The 18,106-nt window shown below is 63.5% G+C and carries 19 protein-coding genes; 5 read left to right on the top strand and 14 right to left on the bottom strand.

Annotated features, from left to right (window positions below; genetic code table 11):
- Positions 1–172: 172 nt before the first annotated feature.
- The 6 genes from C8348_RS15475 to C8348_RS15450 form a co-directional block, all read right to left on the bottom strand.
- Positions 173–859, bottom strand: a complete 687-nt coding sequence (locus C8348_RS15475) for a fumarylacetoacetate hydrolase family protein (protein WP_106754278.1) — start codon at positions 857–859, stop codon at positions 173–175.
- A 276-nt stretch (positions 860–1,135) separates the two neighbouring features.
- Complete coding sequence (ychF, locus tag C8348_RS15470) at positions 1,136–2,236, bottom strand: redox-regulated ATPase YchF (protein WP_106754277.1); 1,101 nt, start codon at positions 2,234–2,236, stop codon at positions 1,136–1,138.
- A 264-nt stretch (positions 2,237–2,500) separates the two neighbouring features.
- On the bottom strand, positions 2,501–2,908 hold the full coding sequence (locus C8348_RS15465) for a type II toxin-antitoxin system PemK/MazF family toxin (RefSeq protein WP_106754276.1): 408 nt from the start codon (positions 2,906–2,908) through the stop codon (positions 2,501–2,503).
- Between the two features lie 132 nt (positions 2,909–3,040).
- Positions 3,041–3,862, bottom strand: coding sequence for an aminoacyl-tRNA hydrolase (gene pth, locus C8348_RS15460; protein ID WP_106754275.1), 822 nt, complete (start codon positions 3,860–3,862; stop codon positions 3,041–3,043).
- Between the two features lie 180 nt (positions 3,863–4,042).
- Positions 4,043–4,258, bottom strand: a complete 216-nt coding sequence (locus C8348_RS15455; protein WP_157950443.1) for a hypothetical protein — start codon at positions 4,256–4,258, stop codon at positions 4,043–4,045.
- The gene (locus tag C8348_RS15450; protein WP_106754273.1) at positions 4,255–4,458 is read right to left on the bottom strand and encodes a YdcH family protein; all 204 of its coding nucleotides are present in this window, start codon (positions 4,456–4,458) and stop codon (positions 4,255–4,257) included. Before C8348_RS15450 ends, C8348_RS15455 begins: the two co-directional genes overlap by 4 nt.
- A gap of 53 nt (positions 4,459–4,511) precedes the next feature.
- Here C8348_RS15450 and C8348_RS15445 point away from each other — a divergent pair, with 53 nt between their 5' ends.
- Positions 4,512–5,495: a LysR substrate-binding domain-containing protein gene (locus C8348_RS15445; protein ID WP_341871593.1), complete on the top strand. Its 984-nt coding sequence runs from the start codon at positions 4,512–4,514 to the stop codon at positions 5,493–5,495.
- 39 nt (positions 5,496–5,534) lie between these two features.
- Positions 5,535–5,993 carry a VOC family protein gene (locus C8348_RS15440; protein WP_106754271.1) on the top strand — a complete coding sequence of 153 codons (459 nt, stop codon included), beginning with the start codon at positions 5,535–5,537 and terminating at the stop codon, positions 5,991–5,993.
- Positions 5,994–6,511: 518 nt separating this feature from the next.
- Here the strand turns inward: C8348_RS15440 and C8348_RS15435 are convergent.
- The gene (locus C8348_RS15435) at positions 6,512–7,105 is read right to left on the bottom strand and encodes a 50S ribosomal protein L25/general stress protein Ctc (protein ID WP_106754270.1); all 594 of its coding nucleotides are present in this window, start codon (positions 7,103–7,105) and stop codon (positions 6,512–6,514) included.
- A 433-nt stretch (positions 7,106–7,538) separates the two neighbouring features.
- Here C8348_RS15435 and C8348_RS15430 point away from each other — a divergent pair, with 433 nt between their 5' ends.
- On the top strand, positions 7,539–8,108 hold the full coding sequence (locus C8348_RS15430) for a hypothetical protein (protein ID WP_106754269.1): 570 nt from the start codon (positions 7,539–7,541) through the stop codon (positions 8,106–8,108).
- Positions 8,109–8,167: 59 nt separating this feature from the next.
- Entirely contained in the window at positions 8,168–10,291 is a 2,124-nt protein-coding gene (locus C8348_RS15425) for a methyl-accepting chemotaxis protein (protein WP_106754268.1), read from the top strand.
- Between the two features lie 9 nt (positions 10,292–10,300).
- Here the strand turns inward: C8348_RS15425 and C8348_RS15420 are convergent, their stop codons facing one another.
- The 7 genes from C8348_RS15420 to lgt form a co-directional block, all read right to left on the bottom strand.
- A complete protein-coding gene (locus C8348_RS15420; RefSeq protein WP_106754267.1) occupies positions 10,301–10,993 on the bottom strand; it encodes an MOSC domain-containing protein in 693 nt (230 codons plus the stop codon).
- 440 nt (positions 10,994–11,433) lie between these two features.
- A complete protein-coding gene (locus C8348_RS15415; protein WP_106754266.1) occupies positions 11,434–12,366 on the bottom strand; it encodes a ribose-phosphate pyrophosphokinase in 933 nt (310 codons plus the stop codon).
- A 250-nt stretch (positions 12,367–12,616) separates the two neighbouring features.
- The gene (locus C8348_RS15410; protein WP_106754265.1) at positions 12,617–13,192 is read right to left on the bottom strand and encodes a hypothetical protein; all 576 of its coding nucleotides are present in this window, start codon (positions 13,190–13,192) and stop codon (positions 12,617–12,619) included.
- Between the two features lie 84 nt (positions 13,193–13,276).
- The gene (locus C8348_RS15405; RefSeq protein WP_106754264.1) at positions 13,277–14,434 is read right to left on the bottom strand and encodes a M24 family metallopeptidase; all 1,158 of its coding nucleotides are present in this window, start codon (positions 14,432–14,434) and stop codon (positions 13,277–13,279) included.
- A gap of 3 nt (positions 14,435–14,437) precedes the next feature.
- The gene (pgeF, locus tag C8348_RS15400; protein WP_198647083.1) at positions 14,438–15,208 is read right to left on the bottom strand and encodes a peptidoglycan editing factor PgeF; all 771 of its coding nucleotides are present in this window, start codon (positions 15,206–15,208) and stop codon (positions 14,438–14,440) included.
- A gap of 513 nt (positions 15,209–15,721) precedes the next feature.
- Entirely contained in the window at positions 15,722–16,834 is a 1,113-nt protein-coding gene (locus C8348_RS15395) for a class I SAM-dependent methyltransferase (protein WP_106754263.1), read from the bottom strand.
- A complete protein-coding gene (gene lgt, locus C8348_RS15390; RefSeq protein WP_106754262.1) occupies positions 16,831–17,655 on the bottom strand; it encodes a prolipoprotein diacylglyceryl transferase in 825 nt (274 codons plus the stop codon). Before lgt ends, C8348_RS15395 begins: the two co-directional genes overlap by 4 nt.
- A 222-nt stretch (positions 17,656–17,877) precedes the next feature.
- Between lgt and C8348_RS22300 the strand changes: the two genes are divergently transcribed.
- The coding region (locus tag C8348_RS22300) for a hypothetical protein (protein WP_208983786.1) at positions 17,878–18,106 on the top strand (229 nt) is incomplete at its 3' end.

Genomic DNA, 18,106 nt, shown 5'->3' with positions numbered 1-18,106 from the left:
GAGGGGTTGGGGGTGGGGGAGCGGACTTTCACCCCCGTTGCTGACGTGACCAGGCTGACTGCAGACACTTTGTGAATTGATTGCCGCCGGTGCTCCCACCCCTCACTCCCCACGAGGGGAGGGGGGATTGAGGGACCTCGACAGCCGTTTGGCCCCTAAGCAAGAGCCTCGCTCAGACCACCTCGACAACGAGCGGCGCAAAGCCCTCGATCCGGGCTTCGATCCGGTCGCCGCGCGCGACCGGGCCAACGCCAGCCGGGGTGCCGGTGAGGATCACGTCGCCGGCAGCGAGCGTGAAATACTCGGACAGATAGGCGATCATTTCCGGCACCTTCCAGATCATCTGGTTCAGGTCGCCGCTCTGGCGTGTGGTGCCGTTGACGCTCAGCTTCACGTCACCCGCGCTGGGGTGGCCGATGCGGTTCGCCGGAACAATCGGGCCAATCGGCGCCGAGTGTTCGAAAGCCTTTGCCGTGTCCCAGGGGCGGCCAAGATCCTTGGCTTCCGCCTGCAGGTCACGCCGTGTCATGTCGAGCGCGACTGCATAGCCATAGACATGGCTCAGCGCATCCGCCACGGCGATGTTGCTGCCGCCGGACTTCAGCGCCACGGCCAGTTCCACCTCGTGATGCACATCCGCCGTTTTGCCCGGATAGGGAAAGCTGCGCGACGGATTGAGGTTGTCCGGGTTCTTCTGGAAGAAGAACGGCGGTTCCTTGCTGGGGTCGTGCCCCATCTCCACCGCATGGGCGGCATAGTTGCGGCCGACGCAATACACCCGCCGCACCGGAAACAGCCCAGCCTCACCATCGACGGGGAGGGCAGGAACCTTCGGGATGTCGATCACAAAGCTGGTCATGCTGTGCTCCGTGTGGGGTAGGGGTCACGTTCGGACCGGACGGTCGATGGAGTATATTCACTGCCTTGCGTTTAACTGCAGCCCCCCTCTCCCCCCTTGAGGGGGAGATGCCCCCGGCAGGGGGCAGAGGGGGGTGACAGACTGTCCGTTCATGCGTGAGGTGGTGTTATGCCGAAGCGCCGCCACCCCCCTCTGTCTGCTGACGCAGACATCTCCCCCGCAAGGGGGGGAGAGAAGTTGGTGCCAGACCGCCCCCCGGCTTCTCTGTCCCGGATCTCAGGTGTTGAACTTGAACAGCAGCACGTCGCCGTCCTTGACGACGTATTCCTTGCCTTCGTCTCGTGCCTTGCCGGCTTCCTTGGCACCGACTTCGCCGTTCAGGCTGACGTAGTCGTCAAAGGCAATCGTCTGCGCGCGGATGAAGCCGCGTTCGAAGTCCGAATGGATGACACCGGCCGCCTGCGGCGCCTTGGTGCCACGCGTGATGGTCCAGGCGCGGGTTTCCTTCGGGCCTGCGGTGAAATAGGTGATGAGACCCAGGAGATCGTAGCCAGCGCGGATCAGTCGGTCGAGACCCGGTTCCTCGATCCCGAGCGTCTCAAGGAACTCCGCCTGCTCGTCATTGCCGAGCTGCGAGATTTCCGCCTCGATGGCGGCCGAGATCACGACCGAGCCTGCGCCCTGCGCCTTGGCCATTTCGGCGACCTTGGCCGACAGCTCGTTGCCGGTTCCGGCCGAGGCTTCCTCGACGTTGCACACGTAAAGCACCGGCTTGGAGGTCAGGAGGTTCAGACCCTGCAGGATCTTCTCTTCCTCGGCATCGGCCAGCTTCAGCGTGCGAACCGGCTTGCCTTCCTGCAGCAACGCCAGCGCTGCTTCCATGATCGGGGCAATCGCCTTGGCGTCCTTGTCGCCGACCTGGGCCTTCTTCTTCATCGGCGCAAGACGGCGCTCCAGGCTCTCCATGTCGGAGACCATCAGTTCCGTCTCGACGGTCTCGGCGTCGGAGATCGGATCGATCTTACCTTCGACGTGGGTGATGTCGTCATCGACGAAGCAGCGCAGCACGTGAACGATGGCGTCCACTTCGCGGATGTTGGCCAGGAACTGGTTGCCGAGGCCTTCGCCCTTCGATGCACCGCGGACAAGGCCGGCGATGTCGACGAAGGTGATGCGCGTCGGGATCAGTTCCTTGCTGCCGGCGATCTTGGCGATCGCGGCCATGCGCGGATCCGGCACGGCGACTTCACCGGTGTTCGGTTCGATGGTGCAGAACGGATAGTTGGCAGCCTGCGCGGCAGCCGTTCTGGTGAGCGCGTTGAAGAGCGTGGACTTGCCGACATTGGGCAGCCCGACGATGCCGCACTGGAAACCCATGGGAGATCGCTTTCGGTTGGATCGAAGAGTTGCCGCTTCTTGCCCGAGGGGGCACGGAACGTCAAGCTTTGCGGGGTGTTTGTCGCTCGACGGAGCTTGCACTAGGGTTTGGATCGGTGCTGCGCAAAACAACAAACCCCGCGCGAGGCGGGGCTTGTGGACAAAAGCAGTTCGGTTGCTCGTGGCTTGTCATCGCCGATTGAGCAACCTGCCTAGCAAGCTAGGTCTTAAAGCCCGAAGACCGGGATACCCTCACAAGATAAGTCACACTTGTGTTTTCAGCAAGTCCCGCAACCCGAGGTCGTGGATCACGCCGATGCGCACGGCATGCAGATCTTCTTCACTGGCCATGGGCGTAGCCCATTTGCGGCGCCCGATTTTGAACCCGTCCAGACGTTGGCGCGATACGTTCATGACCATGTCGCACTTTGCCCAAACGGCCAGCGTGTCGTCCTCCAGTGGGTGATAATTCCTCGACAGCCGAACGACAAACGGAAGGTTATGCCTTGGAGCGGTCGTGCTGAGCGGGACGAGGGTAACGATCTCGCTTCTGTTTGGCAGCTTTGGCGACAGAATGATCACGGGTCGATGTTTGATCATCTCCGGAGGCTGAAAACCGGAAAAGTCGCAGACAAGAATTTGTCCGGCCGGTGGGAAAAACCCTATCGGCATGATGCTCGCAAGGAGCAGGCTGCGTGTGCTAATCAGTCCTCGTTGTCGCGTCTCACCACCGAACGGGCCACCCTAGCGGTGAAGATTCTTCAACGCAGGATAGTGCATGAGGGCTTATACTTGCAACGCCGATCAGTCCTCACCCTTGCCCAGCAGCTTCTTCAGCATTTCGGCCATCGGGCCGCTGGTGGCCATCTGCGGACCCTTGGGCTGGCGGGCCTGGCGGATGTGGCTCTGGCCTTTCGGGGCGGTGCGTTGTGGCATGTCGGCCTGCGGCGGCAGGGAGGCTGACGGCTCGCCTGGCCCGGCGGCGGTCTTGTCCGCCTTCTCTGCCTTGGCTGTCTTTTCCGTCTTTGCTGCCTTTTCCGGCCGGCGTGCCTTTTCCGGCTCTAGCAGAAGGGTCAGCTTGTTGGCGAACTGGCTGTCCTCGCCGCGCGCCAGCATGCCGGCGTTGTCGGCAATGCCGGTGAGCAGCGGCTCGATCCACTCCGCATCCACCTTGGCGAAATCGCCGAGCACGTAATTGGAGACGAGCTTCTTGTCGCCCGGGTGGCCGATGCCGAGGCGCAGGCGGCGATAGGCATCGCCAATATGCGCCGTGATGGAGCGCAGGCCGTTGTGGCCACCGTGGCCGCCGCCGGTCTTCATGCGGAACTTTGCCGCCGGCAGGTCCAGCTCGTCATAGAGCACGATGATGTCCTTCGGCTCCAGCTTGTAGAAGCGCATCGCTTCGCCAACTGCCCGGCCGCTCTCGTTCATGTAGGTCATCGGCTTCAGCAGCATGACCTTGGTGCCCTCGAGGCTGCCTTCGCTCACTTCGCCCTGGAAGCGGCTGCGCCAGGGGGCAAAGCCGGAATGGCGGCGGTGGATCTCGTCCACGGCCATGAAACCGATGTTGTGGCGGTTGCGGGCATATTGCCCGCCGGGATTGCCGAGGCCGACGATGATCTGCATGGCGGGTCCGTTCAGCTTGCCGGCAGTCCGGCGCGTCTCAAGATCCTGCCCGCTTACAGGACGTCCGGCTGCGTGTCGAGCCGGGGCAGCTTTCCGGGGCGATCGCGCGCCCGGAAATGGCGATGGGGCGGCCTCTTGTGGCCGCCCCAACCGGAATGCGCCTTGGCGGCGCTGCTCGGATCAGATCGCGCCGTCCTTCAGGTCGGAGCGGATCCTGGCCCTTTCGCCGGCGACGTGACGGATCACATCCAGACTGCCGGTGTCGTGTTTTTCAGCCAGGAACTCTGTCATCCGGCTGTCGAGTTCTGCCAGGCGTTCCGTCCGCCGGCTGCGTGGCTTGCGGGTGCCCATCCCGCGCATGGCGAACCAGAAGGGCATGACGGTCGCGTGGCTCATGCGGTCACCACGCCGTTGCGTGCTGCGGGCTTGCGGAAGAATTCCCGCTCGAGCCGGGTGATTTCCTCTTTCAGGCGCAGACGCAGTTTCTTCAGCGCCGTCAGACGCAGCGTATCGGTATGCGGCCGGCGGCTTTCCCGCTCGATCTTGGCATCGAGAATGGCGTGACGGATGCGCAGGGTCACCAGTTTGCGGTGCATGGCTGTCCTCCTTTCGTTGGCCTTGCTCCAAAGAGATGGGAGGTGCTGTCCGATTGTTGAAATACATAGACTGTATCGCCACGATAGATATTATCTATGTCATGCCCTATCGCCCGACCCATCGCCAGCTCGAGTACCTTGTCGCCGTCGCCGATCATGGCCATTTCGGCGTCGCCGCGCGCGCCTGTCACGTGTCCCAGCCGACCCTGTCGGCGCAGCTGAAACTGATGGAAGACCGGCTCGGCGTCGTGCTGATCGACAGGGGTGCCGCCACTGTCCAGCCGACGCCGGCCGGCCAGACCCTGCTGCCGCTCGCGCGGTCCGTGCTTGAAACGCTGGACGAGATGGTCAGGCTCGCCGGCGATGCCGATACGGGACTTGGTGGCCTGATCCGGCTCGGCGTTGCGCCGACGGTCGGGCCCTATCTCCTGCCTTCGGTGCTGGAATATCTGCAGGAGCATGTTCCAGGTTTGGAACTTTACATCCGCGAGGAGCGTCCGGCGCAGTTGGAACCAGCGGTGCGGGAGGGGGTTCTGGACTGTGCCCTGACCCCCCTGCCGCTGCGCGACGAGCGGCTGGTGCATGAGGAAATCTGCCAAGAGAGGATCTATCTCGGCGTCCCCGTGCGCCACCCTCTGGCAGGTCTTGCCGAGATTCCGGGGGCGGCGCTCGGCGGCGAACGCATGTTGACCCTTGGCCGCGGCCACCGGCTTTACGACGAGGTTCAGGCGCTCTGCGCCGTATCTGGGGCCGCCATGGGCGAGGATTATGAAGGCACCAGCCTCGATGCGATCCGCCAGATGGTATCGATCGGCATGGGTCTGTCGCTGTTCCCCGCAGCCTATGTGGCATCCGAATTCGGCAAGGAACGGCGTGTCTTGCTGCGTGAACTCTCCGACTGGCCGATGCAGCGACGCGTTGTTCTCGCCTGGCGCGCCGGCTCCCCGCGCCAGCTGCACTTCCAGCGCCTCGCCATCCTCGCCCGCAACGCCCTTTCGTCCGCGGTGCTGGAGGGGGTAGAGCCTGTATCCCGGTAGACGCTTGCATACGTCAGGACTGCTTTTGAAAGCCAAACGATGGATCGCTATTTCCCTGAATTCGAAACGGTGAATGACTTGAAGCCGCTCGGCTACGTGTGGACCTTCGTGTCGGTCTTTGATCATTGGCTGAGCGAGGCCGAAGCCGAAACGTGTCCCATAATGTTCTACTCATCGGCAATATCAGCAGGTGAAATGACGTCTTACATGGCTGGTGAGGCGCAGTTTCAACGTTTCTACGCTGCCTTGGCGCAACAGGGCTGCACGTGCAATCACCCAGGTCCCCGTCGTTCCCTCGTCTGCCCATCACAGGCATTCGATGATGTCATCATCGCGAGCCTTCGAGAACAGCGTCTGATGGATGTCTATTTCTCGGGCCCAAAGGTCCGTGTCGTCGGCGGCCGTGATCGAACGGACATCATTATCGCAAGCACGCAGGCCGAGATCGACGCCCTAAGGTCGCTCAGGGATAGTACGGGCCTGCATTTCCTTGCCTGATTGCCTCTCGCGGACCTTTTCAGGCAGGACATGAAAGGAGCGTCCTCGCCCGCTTAAGGGGCAGGCTGACGCATTTGCGGTCTGGCACATGCTCGATGTGAAGGACCGCGCCCGTAAAGTTTGACCCGTTGGAGCCTCTCCGCTCCCCTCCCCCTCGTGGGGAGGGGTTGGGGGTGGGGGGGAGCAGACTTAAAACACGGGAAATCTTACGTTTCTTCACCGGCGCACTCCACATTTTTCTCGGTCTGGTGTTCTTCCGTGCCCCCCACCCCTTACCCCTCCCCACGAGGGGGAGGGGGGCGGAGAGGCCTCGAAATCCGTCTCACCACATCTGCAACAGCCTCGTCCTTGAGAGAGGTGCCAGGGAATGCGGACAGAGGGGGAGAGATGTCATCCGGTGACGGGGTAACGGTTCCGGTGTCCAGATGCTGTTCGCGCGCCGGTGGCGTCATGGGACGGCACTAACAAAAAAGGGGCGCGAAAATCGCGCCCCTTTCGAAGGAATGCCTGCGGCCAGATCAGCCGGCGGCTTCTTCGGTCAGACCGCCAGCCGGAGCGACGATCGTTGCGATGGTGAAGTCGCGGTCGGTGATGGTCGGGTGGCAGCCTTCCGGCAGCTTCACGGCCGAGATATGCAGCGAGTCGCCGACCTTGGACTTGGCCAGGTCAACTTCGATGAACTCGGGGATTGCCAGCGCCGGGACGACCATTTCGACCGTGTGACGGACAACGTTCAGCACGCCGCCAAGCTTGATGCCCGGGCAGGTGTCCTGGTTCAGGAAGTGGACCGGGATGTCGATCGTCAGCTTGTCATTGGCGGACACGCGCAGGAAGTCGACGTGGACGACCTTGTCGGTGACCGGATGCAGCTGGTAATCCTTGGCGATGACCTGGTGCTTGACGCCGTCAACTTCAACGGTCGCGATGTGGGTCAGGAACCCGCCCTTGTGCAGGGCCAGCGTGGTTTCCTTGACCGGGATGGAAATCGGCAGTGCCGGCTGCTTGTCACCATAGATGACAGCGGGAATGAGACCTTCGCGACGCAGTGCACGAGCGGCCCCCTTGCCCACCCGGTTCCGTACCGATGCCTTCAGCTCAAAGCCGGTGGCCATGGGTAGTACTCCTTCGGATGCAAAAACAGGCCGGCGGCATCCCGTGCCTTTCGGCGCGGAAACCGGAATCGGCCCCTTGGCGCCGCCTCCAGGGGTGCGGGCGCGAGCCGGCTTATACGCGATGCGACTGGAAAGGGCAACGGTTCCCAGATCATTCGCCCCGCAGCCATGCCTGCCTTCATGGCCTCTCCGCCGGGAACTGGCAAGGCGAGGCAAGGTTGATCGTGAGTGGGCGTGGCACAAGCCGGTGCTGCAAATTCGGGTCGATGGAGAATGTTTCCTGTTTGATCCTTGTAAATTTTAACAGTTCTCATGTATAAAGTCGGCTTTTGGAAATATAACTTTAAATACCTCAGCGGAATTTGGTTTGGTCTGAAATTTGTTAATCAATGTCGATATTATATGGGTGTCCAGATAAACGGAGGACTTTGCCATGAAACGCATGCTCGCAATTGTGTCGCTTAGTGTGTTGATGTCCGCTTCCGCCTTTGCCAATGAATTCACCAAGGAACTGACGGCTCTGGCGAAAGGGCCGATTGCGGACATCGTTCAGGCGCCCGAAGTGGTCGCCGCGATCAAGGCGCAGAACGCAGAAACCGCGGCTTTTGACCAGGCGAAGATCGACGAGTTGGACAAGACCTGGCGTGCGGAGGTGAAGGCCAGTGATCAGCCGATGATCGACAAGGTTCTGGACAACGCTCTGTCCGCCTATCTTCTCGCGGCTCAGGAGGCCAGCGGTGGCAAATACACCGAAATCTTTGTGATGGATGCCAAAGGGCTGAACGTCGGCCAGAGCGAGGTCACCTCTGATTACTGGCAGGGCGACGAGGACAAGTGGCAACAGACTTTCCTTGTCGGGCCTGGTGCTGTCCACATCAGCGAACTTGAAAAGGATGAGTCCACCCAGATGCTTCAGGCTCAGGTGAGTACGTCGATTGTTGATCCCGCGACGGGCGAGGTCATTGGTGCCGTCACCTTCGGGGTCAACGTCGACAAGCTCTGAGGGACCCGGATCACCCTTCAATCCGGTCTCGTCGTGCAAACCGTCCAGCGGGAACAGTCATGCGTATTTCGGTCAAGTTGCCTCTCGTGATGATCGGCACGAGTATGCTGTGCGTCCTTGTGGTCGCTGTCTCCAGTTATCTGGTCGCGTCCACGATCATTCGCGGGCAGGGCGATGAACGGTTGATGGCTCTTGCCGACAGCCATGCTGACGCCATGGCCGATCACTTTGCCGAGATACGAACCTCCTTGGTTGCCAGTGCGGGTGGGGTCACCGTCCGCACTGCCCTGGCCGAGTTTGCATCCGGATGGGAAGCCTATGGCGATGCTCCGGCGGCGACCATCATCGAGAATTACATCACCCGGAACCCCGAGCCGGCGGAAACGCGTGACGCCTTTGACAAGTCGGGACGCAAACCCTACGAGAAAGTCCACAAGACCTATCACGCGCTGCTGCGTGACCAGATGCACGACGGTGGCCTGTCGGATATTTTGCTGGTCTCTCGCGATGGCAATGTTCTTTATAGCGTCCGCAAGCAGGCGAATCTTGCCCTTAACGTGACCGAACCTGCCATTGCTGCAACGCCATTTGGCAAGGTCGCGAATGCGGCACTCAACGGCGAGGCGCTGGAGGTCTTCGCGTCCGACTTTGCGCCTGATCCTGTGCTTGAGAACCGCCCGGAGGCCTATCTTGCGACCCCGATCATAATCGGATCGAAAGTGATGGGCGCCCTTGTGTTCGGCGCACCGAAAGCTGGCCTCGACCGGGTTCTGAGCGGCGTCTCGGGCTTGGGCGAGACAGGCAACAAGTATCTTCTCAATGAGGCCGGGCTTATCCAGAATGACAGCCCGCGCACGGTTGAGAACGATCGTCTGGCATCACAGTTTCTGACGGCCGGGTATGTGCCCGGCGAGGCGGATCTGCCGCGGCTTGGCGAGTTCGTGGCAAGCGACGGCAACTCCTTTAGTGTCGCCACATCGCGGTTCGAGGTCGATGGGCGGCGCTATGCCGTAGTGATCACGCAGGCCGTGGGCGAGGTTCTTGCCCCCCTGCAGACCCTGCGAAACTGGATCCTTCCCATTGCCCTCGGATGCGGCTTGATCGTCGGTATCCTGTCCTTCGTGTTCTCGCGCCAGCTTTGCAACCGGCTAAAGGGCCTTGCCAATGCGATGACGCTTCTGGCAAAGGGCGAAAACGAGGCCCCGCTGCCGGACGTGCGCGATGTTGATGAAATCGATGACATGGGCCAGGCCGTTCTGGTGTTTCGCGATACGGCGCTTGAACGGCTGCGTCTGCAGGCCGAGCAGCAGCAGGTTCAACTCGAACGCGAGCATAAAGTTGCTGCCATGCAGCAGCTTATCGCCGATTTTCGCGATGAGATCGGACGGGTGCTTGAGCAAGTCGGGGGGACCGGCAACAGGATGCAGGCTCTCGCCCAGAACCTGACACAGATTTCCGGAGAAACCACCGATGGCGCCAATGCCGCCTCCGGTGTGTCGTCGGATGCGTCCTCGAATGTTGAAACGGTGGCTGCGGCAGCCGAGGAGCTTTCCGCGTCGATCTCGGAGATATCACGCCAGGTTGCCGAGGTGACCGGAATGATGGCATCGGCGCTGGAAGATGCGCTGACTACAAATGATCGGATCGGAGAACTCGCTGCTGCGGCAGGCCGTATCGGTGATGTCGTCGGCTTCATCACGTCGATCGCGCATCAGACCAACCTGTTGGCCCTCAATGCCACAATCGAGGCGGCCCGGGCTGGCGAAGCCGGACGGGGCTTTGCCGTGGTTGCTGCAGAGGTCAAGGATCTGGCAACCCAGACGAGCCGGGCCACCGAAGAGATCGGCACCCAGATCGCCGGCATCCAGAGTGCGACCCAGGAAGCGGTGCAATCGATCGGCCGGATCACGCAGGCGATGTCCACGGTCAATGGCTACACCACAGCGATCGCTGGTGGCGTCCAGCAACAGGGCAGCGCGACCACCGAGATTTCCGTCAGCGTGCGTGATGCGGCGCGGGGGACCGGCCATGTGGCGGTTCTGATGGGCGAGATTTCGGCTAAGGCCGGCACGACGAGCCGGACGGCGGGTGATGTGCTTTCAGTCGCGCAGGAAGTCAATGCCAGCGCCAGCTTGTTGCGCCAGCGTGTTGACGGGTTCCTTGCCCGCGTAGCGGCCAACTGACTGTTCAGATCATCCCTTCAGCCGCCTGTCGGTGTTTTCCGTGAAGGCCGGGTCCATCTTGCGGGCAAAGGCGGCGCGCCAGGCTTCGGCAAGTACGCTGAGCCCGGCCAGTTCCTCGGCTTCGCTTGCCGGCAAGCGCGGGTCGAACCGGGCCTTGATCAGCCGCTGCAGGGGCCAGTCGGGTTGCTGCCGCTGAAGAAGCCGGATCGGTCCGCCAGCGGCAACCTCGCCTTCCTCGATCACCCGGTAGTACCAGCCGGTAAAGCCGGTCCGCTGGAACTGGGGCGCCATCGCGGCGATCCCGGTATGCAGGTTCAGCTTCCAGCACGGTTGCCGGCCCTGGCAGATCTCGACGGTCGCCCCGTCCATCTTGAGGATATCGCCGAGGCACAGGTTCGCTTCCGTCAGTCCGAGGCTCGAGATGTTCTCGCCGAAGCATCCCGGCTTGAAGAAGTCGCCACTTTCGGGAAACTGGCTTGCCCAATGCGGCATATGGTCGGCAGCGTAGTGATGCAGCGCCTTTTCCGGCCCGCCATGCACAGCGGTGTCGGCCTGTTCATCGCCGAGGATACCGGTCTTTGACAGCCACAGCGATGTTGTTGCCGCCTGCTTGGCAATCGCGCTTGGCGCCTTGCCATCCCAGCGCTCGCGCGCCTTGCCGGTGAACACGCCCAGGATGGTGGCCTCAAGTGTCTCAATCATCTCGGGTCTCCTTTGAAGGCTGAAATTATGGCGACGGCCGGTCAGCGGCAACACGCAATTCGCCACAGACAAGACAAGCCTACGACAAGACAGGCCGACCTCTGGCGCTTTACGCGTGTCGCGTTCCCCACCGCGCCGTCCCGGCCGTGTGCCGGGACCTGTGAGGGACGTATTGGGCCGGAGAGATATGCAAGCCGAGGCAGTGGCGAGAAGTTCTGGCTCAGGGCCTTGCCCCACATGACAGGTCCCGGCACACGGCCGGGACAGCGCGGAGGGGAGGATTGTTGAAGAACCTACAGAAGCAGGTGCAACAAGCGCCCTGCGAATGAGCAGGCCCCGGGTCTTCGCTGCGCCACGCCAGCGATGACGCAAGTTCTTGAGATGCAGAACACAAAAGGCGCCCGTTGGGCGCCTTTTGCAGAAAGCTAGGATTACCCGGATCAGTCGAACAGGCTCGACACCGATTCTTCCAGCGCGGTCCGGTTGATCGCCTCGCCCATCAGCGGTGCGATGGAGACAGCGCGGATGTTGGCAGAAGCCAAAACAGCTGCGGTCGGCTCGATGGAATTGGTGATCACCAGTTCCTTCAGCTTGGAGGCCGAGACGCGGGCCACGGCACCACCGGACAGGACGCCGTGGGTGATATAGGCCGTCACCGAATTGGCCCCCTTGTTCAGCAGCGCCTCGGCGGCGTTGCACAGGGTTCCACCGCTGTCGACGATGTCATCGACCAGGATGCAGTCGCGGCCTTCGACGGTGCCGATGATGTTCATGACTTCGGATTCGCCCGGACGATCTCGGCGCTTGTCGACAATAGCGAGCGGCGCATCGATGCGCTTGGCCAGCGCACGGGCGCGCACCACACCGCCAACGTCCGGCGAGACGACCATGACATTGTCGGTCGCGTAGCGCTCCTTGATGTCGCGGGTCATCACCGGTGCAGCGAACAGGTTGTCGGTCGGGATGTCGAAGAAGCCCTGGATCTGGCCGGCATGCAGGTCCAGCGTCAGGACGCGGTCGGCACCAGCTTCGGTGATCAGGTTGGCGACCAGTTTGGCCGAGATCGGCGTACGGCCGGAGGCGCGGCGGTCCTGACGGGCATAGCCGAAGTAGGGGACCACGGCGGTGATGCGGCGCGCGGACGAGCGGCGCAGGGCATCGATGATGATCAGCAGTTCCATCAGGTGGTCATTGGCCGGATAGCTCGTGGACTGCACCACGAACACATCCTCGCCACGGACATTTTCCTGAAGTTCGACAAAGACCTCCTGATCGGCGAAGCGCCGGACCTGGCAACGTGCCAGCGGGGCATCGAGGTACTTGGAGATCTCTTCGGCGAGCGCGCGATTGGAATTGCCCGCGACGATTTTCATGGGCCGCCAGTCCTCTAGATGCGACGAGGCAAGGCACGCCCGGCAGGGACGTCCTCGTCAGGGGGGTCGTCGATGGTCCGCGTCTGTTTCAGCTGCCTTCGCGGCAGTCTGAGTCCCGGTCCACATGCCTGGCCGGGCGGCGGCGTTGTAACAACCTCCCGTCCTGCCGACAACAGCGCAGGTGCACAATGGACGCGTTTTTTTAGCCGAACCTGACGATATGGCTAATCTTGCCGGCTAAAGACCCGGATCAGCCCGCCCGCGGCCGTCCCGCCAGGGCAGACGAGCTCGCACCGGCGGGGGCCGGGCGGCTGTAGAGCCAGGCCTTCAGCTGCATCACCGATGTTGCTGCAATCCGCTTCAGTGCATCGTTGTCGGCGCTGCGCCATGGGTCGCCGCTGACGCCCTGCGTCAACTCGCTGCCGGAGATCCGCGTCACGCGCAGGCCATGGGCGTCAAACACGTCAAAGACATAGAACAGCGCCGAGGAGGCCGGGGAGCCTGTTGCCGACAGGTAGCCCTTGACGCGGAAGGTCGCCTGCAGGTCGATGCGGCGCACAAGTGTCAGGCCCTCATCGCGGGCACGGGTGCCAATCTGGCGCGACAGGTCGTCGGCCACATTGCCAGGGGCGCCGATGAAGGGCTCGAAGGCAAACGTCGCCTGCTCGCTGGCCACATAGGGCGCCGGCGTCGTCGGTGCAGTAGCGCTTGGCGCGGGCGCGGTCACCGGACGTGGCGGCTGGGGCGAGGGGCCGCAGGCGGCAACCAGCAACAGGAGGGCAGCAGCAGCGAAGCGCCGGGTGGCGGCGGGCAAGGTCGTCGTCATCTTGTCTCTTGGGTCGCGTGTTGCGGTCCGGTCAGTCCTCAAGCGCCACGCCTTGCGGCGCAAACACCCTGTGTCAGCCTTGGTTTAGCCTGCCTTGACGTCGAGGTCGAGAGGCAGCGCCGACAAGGGCACAGCTCCGCTCTCGGTGGTCAGATAGGTCCGGCCCAGCGTCATCGCCGTCTCGGTGGCCGAATCGGCCAGGATCATGTGCATGAAGATGACCATGTTCGGCTCCACCACCGCCTCGTTGCCGCGATAGGCCATCGGCCAGTCCATCCAGCTTGGGGTGAACCGCGCGCCAAGCGAATAACCGCAGGCGTTGAGCCGGTGCGGCATCAGGTCTCGCGCGTCCATCGCCTCGGCGTGGGCGTCAAAGATCTCGCCGAAGCTGCTGCCGGGCACCAGCTTCGTCTCCACCGCCGAGAGGGCCGCAGTGCAGGCTTCGTGCATGTAGAGGTGGCGCGGCGTCGGCTCGCCAACGATCACCGTGCGCATCAGGGCGACATGGTAGTGGCGAAAGGCTCCGGCGAATTCCAGCGTGATCTGGTCGCGCGCGGACAACTGCCGCCGCCCGGCCTTGTAGCGGCACAGCAGCGCATCGCGGCCCGAGCCGATGATGAACTCGTTGCCCGGATAGTCGCCGCCGCCTTCCAGGATCGTGCCCTGCAGCATGGCGAGGATGCGGCCCTCGTCGGCGCCGGGGCGGATCTCGTCACGGGCGGCGAGATAGGCCGCATCGGCCAGCCTTGCCGCCTCGCGCACATAGTCCAGCTCGGCCGGGCTTTTCACGGCGCGCAGGCGCGGGATCAGCGTCGAGGCATCGCGCAGCTCGGCAAAGGAGCGCAGCGCCTCGTCCAACTCCCGGCCGATCTTTCCGGTCATGCCGTGGGTGTCATACTCGACGCCAAGCCTGGCACCGAGCAGGTCCATCTCGAACAGCAGCTCCTTCAGCTGCGCCACCGGGCTTGCGCCGCCCCGGTCCACCCAGATCCGCACATCGGCGACATTGGACGTGTGCCGTGCTTGCCGCTGGTCGGCCGAGCGGGTCAGCAGCACCTGCCGGCCATCGGCGGTCACCACCAGGCACTGGAAGAAGCAGAAGCCGAACGTGTCGTAGCCGGTCAGCCAGTACATGCTCTCCTGCGCAAACAGCAGCATGGCATCGAGCTTTTCCTCGCCCATCCGTCCCTGCAGCCGGCCGAGACGGGCCGCGAATTCTTCGTCTGAAAAATGCAGCGCCATGCGTCACGCTCCTTCGATGACTATGGCCGACATCAGCCGGCCATAGTCGGGTTCCTTGCGATGGGTGGTCCGGCGATAGGAAAAGAACCGCGCCTCGTTGGCATAGGTGCAAAGGCCAAGGCTTTCCGCTGCGCCAACACCGGCGGCCGCCAGCCGGGCGAGGATGAAGGCCGGCAGATCGAACATGAAATGCTCAGGTTTCTGCGACGGGCTGAAGAACACGCCGCTGCCTTCTGCCTCCTCCAGGAACCGGGCATGAAACTCCGGGCCGACCTCGTAGGCGGTGCGCGAGATCGTCGGCCCCAGCACGGCCCGGATCCGGCCGCGCTCGGCCCCCAGCGCTTCCATTGCCGCAATCGTGTTGTCCAGCACCCCGGTCAGCGCCCCGCGCCAGCCGGCATGGGCTGCGCCGATCACCCGCGCTTGCAGGTCGGCAAACAGCACCGGTCCGCAGTCTGCCGTCGAGATTCCAAGCGCCAGTCCGGGCGTCGCGGTCACCAGCGCATCGGCCCGCCGGTCGGCGTCCGCCGCAAACGGGGCCTCGACGGTGATCACATCAGGCGAGTGGACCTGATAGGGCGACACCAGCCGCTCCGGCGCCACCGCCAGCTTCCCGGCAATCCGCGCCCGGTTTTCCAGCACATGGGCCCGGTCATCGTCGGACCCCAGACCAATGTTCAGGCTCTCGTAAATCCCCCCGGACACGCCGCCCTGCCGGGTAAAGAACCCGTGCCGGATCCCCCCGGACTGAGCAAGAAGGTCAGACGTGATCATCAGCACTCTCCGTGTCTGTCCCAGGCGCGCCGATCCTGCGGCGCTTGGCCGGGCCTGTCAAATTTGTGAAGCTCGCAGTCCGCTTCAACCTGATCCTGCAAGTCCGGGCGGCAGGGATTTGTTCCCTTGGCACGGCCTTTCGCTCCCCTCCCCCTCGTGGGGAGGGGCCGGGGGTGGGGGGGAGCGGAGCCAGCCCCGGCAGCAGCCGAAGACGTTGATCCCGCCCACCCTGTAAAGACCGTCTAGGCCTTGCGTCCGTGGCTCCCCCCACCCCTTACCCCTCCCCACGAGGGGGAGGGGGGCTGAGAGGCCTCGGCCAATCTGCTTCCACGATCCGCTGCCGTCACCTCATTCCCGCCCCGTGGCACAGCCCATCGCTCCCCTCCCCCTCGTGGGGAGGGGTTGGGGGTGGGGGGGCGGAGCCAGCCCCGGCCAAAGCCGAAGACGTTGTTTCCTTTCACCCTGCAAAGACCATCAACTGCCAGCGTCCGTGGCACCCCGCCTTCCTCGCCCTCATTTCCCACGCCGCTCGAAGCCGGGCGGGACCAGACCCGGGGTTGCGAGGGCCAGAACCTTGAACAGCTCGCCCATCTGGTCCGGCGCGGCCAGCCGCTCGACTTCGCCGCGCAGCCGTTCCTGAGTTGCAGCGTCCTTGCCCGCGCCCAGCTGTCCGGCCCGCTCCAGCAGGCCGAGCCGCAGCAGGAATTCGCCCTGCGTCAGCGGCGCCATCGCGTCCGCTCCGGCCTGCATTCCCGCCCGCGCCAGAGCCTCGAAGTCCACATGCGCCGTCAGGTCCGCCTTGCCCGGTTCGGCCAGCGGATCGGCAAAGGCGTGACGCGACAGGGCCTGCAGCGTATCCCCTTCGCCAGAGCGGAGATAACCGTAATCAATCAGCAAGGCCGCCCCGCGCTGGGCAGCGATCCTCGTCCCGATTTCGGCCGTGATGGCAGCGGATGCCGGCGAAACCTCAAGGATGGCGCCAACTGCCGCCGCTCGCGCGGAGGCGGGCACCAGGCCTTCTGCCAGCGCCACGCTGCTGACGCCGAAGGCCAGATGGCCTGCGGCATCCAGCCCGACAACGCGCTCGCACCAGCCCTTGGCGGTCTTCACGAACTGACGGATTGGCAGGGCATCGAAGAACTCGTTGGCAATCAGGATCGTCGGTCCCTCCGGCACGGCGGAGAGATGATCATGCCACTGCGGTGCGCTCTTCAACGCCCCCGCGACGCCGCCGAGCGTTTCGCCCTGCCGGTGGCGCAGCTTCGGGCTGACCTCGACCAGATGCACCGCGACAGCGTCCATGAAGGCCGGACGCAGCCGCGCGGTGCGCAGGATGTCGGCCATCAGCGTGCCGCGCCCGGGGCCAAGTTCGACCAGACGCACCGGACTGGGAGCGCCCATGGCAATCCACGTCGCCACCACCCAGCCGCCGATCAGCTCGCCAAACATCTGGCTCACTTCGGGCGCAGTGATGAAATCGCCATCGCGGCCGAAGGGTTCCGGGCTGGTGGTGTAGTAGCCGTCCTCGGGGTCGGCGAGACAGGTGGTCATGTAGTCCGCCACACTGATCGGCCCGGTCAGCCGGATCCGGTCCTCAAGCCGTGCTTTCAGCCGGTTTGTGCTCATGCGCTGCGGGCCCTGCGGGCCGACCAGACCATCAGCGCGATCCCGGCCAGGATCATCGGCACCGACAGCAGCATGCCTATGGTGAGCCCGCCGGAGAGGAAACCGATATGGGCATCCGGCTCGCGGAAGAACTCGGCCATCGACCGGGTGATGCCATAGCCGGCGGCAAAGGCGCCGGCAATAAAGCCGGGCTTTTGCAGCAGACCTGCCCGGTGCGACAGCAGGCGCAGCACGACAAACAGCAAAATGCCTTCAAGTGCAGCCTCATAGAGCTGGCTCGGGTGGCGCGGAAATGGCCCGCCATTGGGGAACACCACCGCCCAGGGCGCGTCGCTCAGCCGGCCCCACAGCTCGCTATTGATGAAATTGGCGATGCGGCCAAAAAACAGGCCGATGGGAGCGGCAATTCCGGCAAGGTCGAACAGGGTCCAGACATTCAGGCCGCGCTTGTGCGCATAAAGTACCATCGCCAGAACGGTTCCGGCAAAACCGCCATGGAACGACATGCCGCCGGACCAGATCGCCAGCGCTTCAAACGGGTTCTGCAGGTAATAGGCGGGGTTGTAGAACAGCACGTAGCCCAGCCTGCCACCGACAACGATGCCGATCGTGCCCCACATGACAAAGTCGTCAATATCAACTGGCGTCGGTCGCGGCGTTCCGGCCCAGACCCGGTCCCTGCGCACCACCATCACCATGTAGCGCCAGGCGAGCAGGATCCCGGCGATATAGGCCAGCGCATACCAGCGGATCGCAAAGGGGCCGACTTCGATCAGCACCGGATCAATGGCCGGAAAGGGCAGGGCGAGAAGCGGTGTCATCGGTCATCCTCAAAAGGTCCGCACTGCCTCTGCAGCCAGTGGCGCGACCGTGTGAGACCTTGCGCATTCGTCGCCATGCGTCAAGTCGCCGGCCCCACTGCCCCTCCATCCTCTCCTTCGTCATGCCATGGCTCGACCATGGCATCCACGCCGTTCCCCGTCCCCGCGACCGGCCTCTCGACGACGCTTCATTGGCCTCTCCCTGCGCTGCAAAGTCTCGGCATGGATGCCATGATCAAGTCATGGCATGACGACAGGGGGAACGAGGATCCGACCCGCACCGGAAACCGGACAGCGATACCTGTGGCCGTCCAGGCTTCTCCCCAGCCCATCCCTTCTCCTTCGTCATGCCATGGCTTGACCATGGCATCCACGCCGTTCCCCATCCCCACGATCGGCCTCTCGACGACGCTTCATTGGCCTTTCCACGCGCTGCAACGTCGCGGCGTGG

The organism is Pannonibacter carbonis (assembly GCF_003012935.1).
Taxonomy (GTDB): Bacteria; Pseudomonadota; Alphaproteobacteria; order Rhizobiales; family Stappiaceae; genus Pannonibacter; species Pannonibacter carbonis.
This window is presented reverse-complemented; position numbering and strand designations above follow the sequence as displayed.

Bases quoted from the DNA above. Each gene is read 5' to 3' on its own strand.
- pgeF (WP_198647083.1), bottom strand. From the start codon at position 15,208: ATGATCACGTCTGACCTTCTTGCTCAGTCCGGGGGGATCCGGCACGGG.
- C8348_RS15440 (WP_106754271.1), top strand. From the start codon at position 5,535: ATGGATCGCTATTTCCCTGAATTCGAAACGGTGAATGACTTGAAGCCG.
- lgt (WP_106754262.1), bottom strand. From the start codon at position 17,655: ATGACACCGCTTCTCGCCCTGCCCTTTCCGGCCATTGATCCGGTGCTG.
- C8348_RS15465 (WP_106754276.1), bottom strand. From the start codon at position 2,908: ATGCCGATAGGGTTTTTCCCACCGGCCGGACAAATTCTTGTCTGCGAC.
- C8348_RS15405 (WP_106754264.1), bottom strand. From the start codon at position 14,434: ATGGCGCTGCATTTTTCAGACGAAGAATTCGCGGCCCGTCTCGGCCGG.
- C8348_RS15435 (WP_106754270.1), bottom strand. From the start codon at position 7,105: ATGGCCACCGGCTTTGAGCTGAAGGCATCGGTACGGAACCGGGTGGGC.
- C8348_RS15475 (WP_106754278.1), bottom strand. From the start codon at position 859: ATGACCAGCTTTGTGATCGACATCCCGAAGGTTCCTGCCCTCCCCGTC.
- C8348_RS15425 (WP_106754268.1), top strand. From the start codon at position 8,168: ATGCGTATTTCGGTCAAGTTGCCTCTCGTGATGATCGGCACGAGTATG.
- C8348_RS15410 (WP_106754265.1), bottom strand. From the start codon at position 13,192: ATGACGACGACCTTGCCCGCCGCCACCCGGCGCTTCGCTGCTGCTGCC.
- C8348_RS15430 (WP_106754269.1), top strand. From the start codon at position 7,539: ATGAAACGCATGCTCGCAATTGTGTCGCTTAGTGTGTTGATGTCCGCT.
- ychF (WP_106754277.1), bottom strand. From the start codon at position 2,236: ATGGGTTTCCAGTGCGGCATCGTCGGGCTGCCCAATGTCGGCAAGTCC.
- C8348_RS15395 (WP_106754263.1), bottom strand. From the start codon at position 16,834: ATGAGCACAAACCGGCTGAAAGCACGGCTTGAGGACCGGATCCGGCTG.
- C8348_RS15450 (WP_106754273.1), bottom strand. From the start codon at position 4,458: ATGCACCGCAAACTGGTGACCCTGCGCATCCGTCACGCCATTCTCGAT.
- C8348_RS15455 (WP_157950443.1), bottom strand. From the start codon at position 4,258: ATGAGCCACGCGACCGTCATGCCCTTCTGGTTCGCCATGCGCGGGATG.
- C8348_RS15420 (WP_106754267.1), bottom strand. From the start codon at position 10,993: ATGATTGAGACACTTGAGGCCACCATCCTGGGCGTGTTCACCGGCAAG.
- C8348_RS15415 (WP_106754266.1), bottom strand. From the start codon at position 12,366: ATGAAAATCGTCGCGGGCAATTCCAATCGCGCGCTCGCCGAAGAGATC.
- pth (WP_106754275.1), bottom strand. From the start codon at position 3,862: ATGCAGATCATCGTCGGCCTCGGCAATCCCGGCGGGCAATATGCCCGC.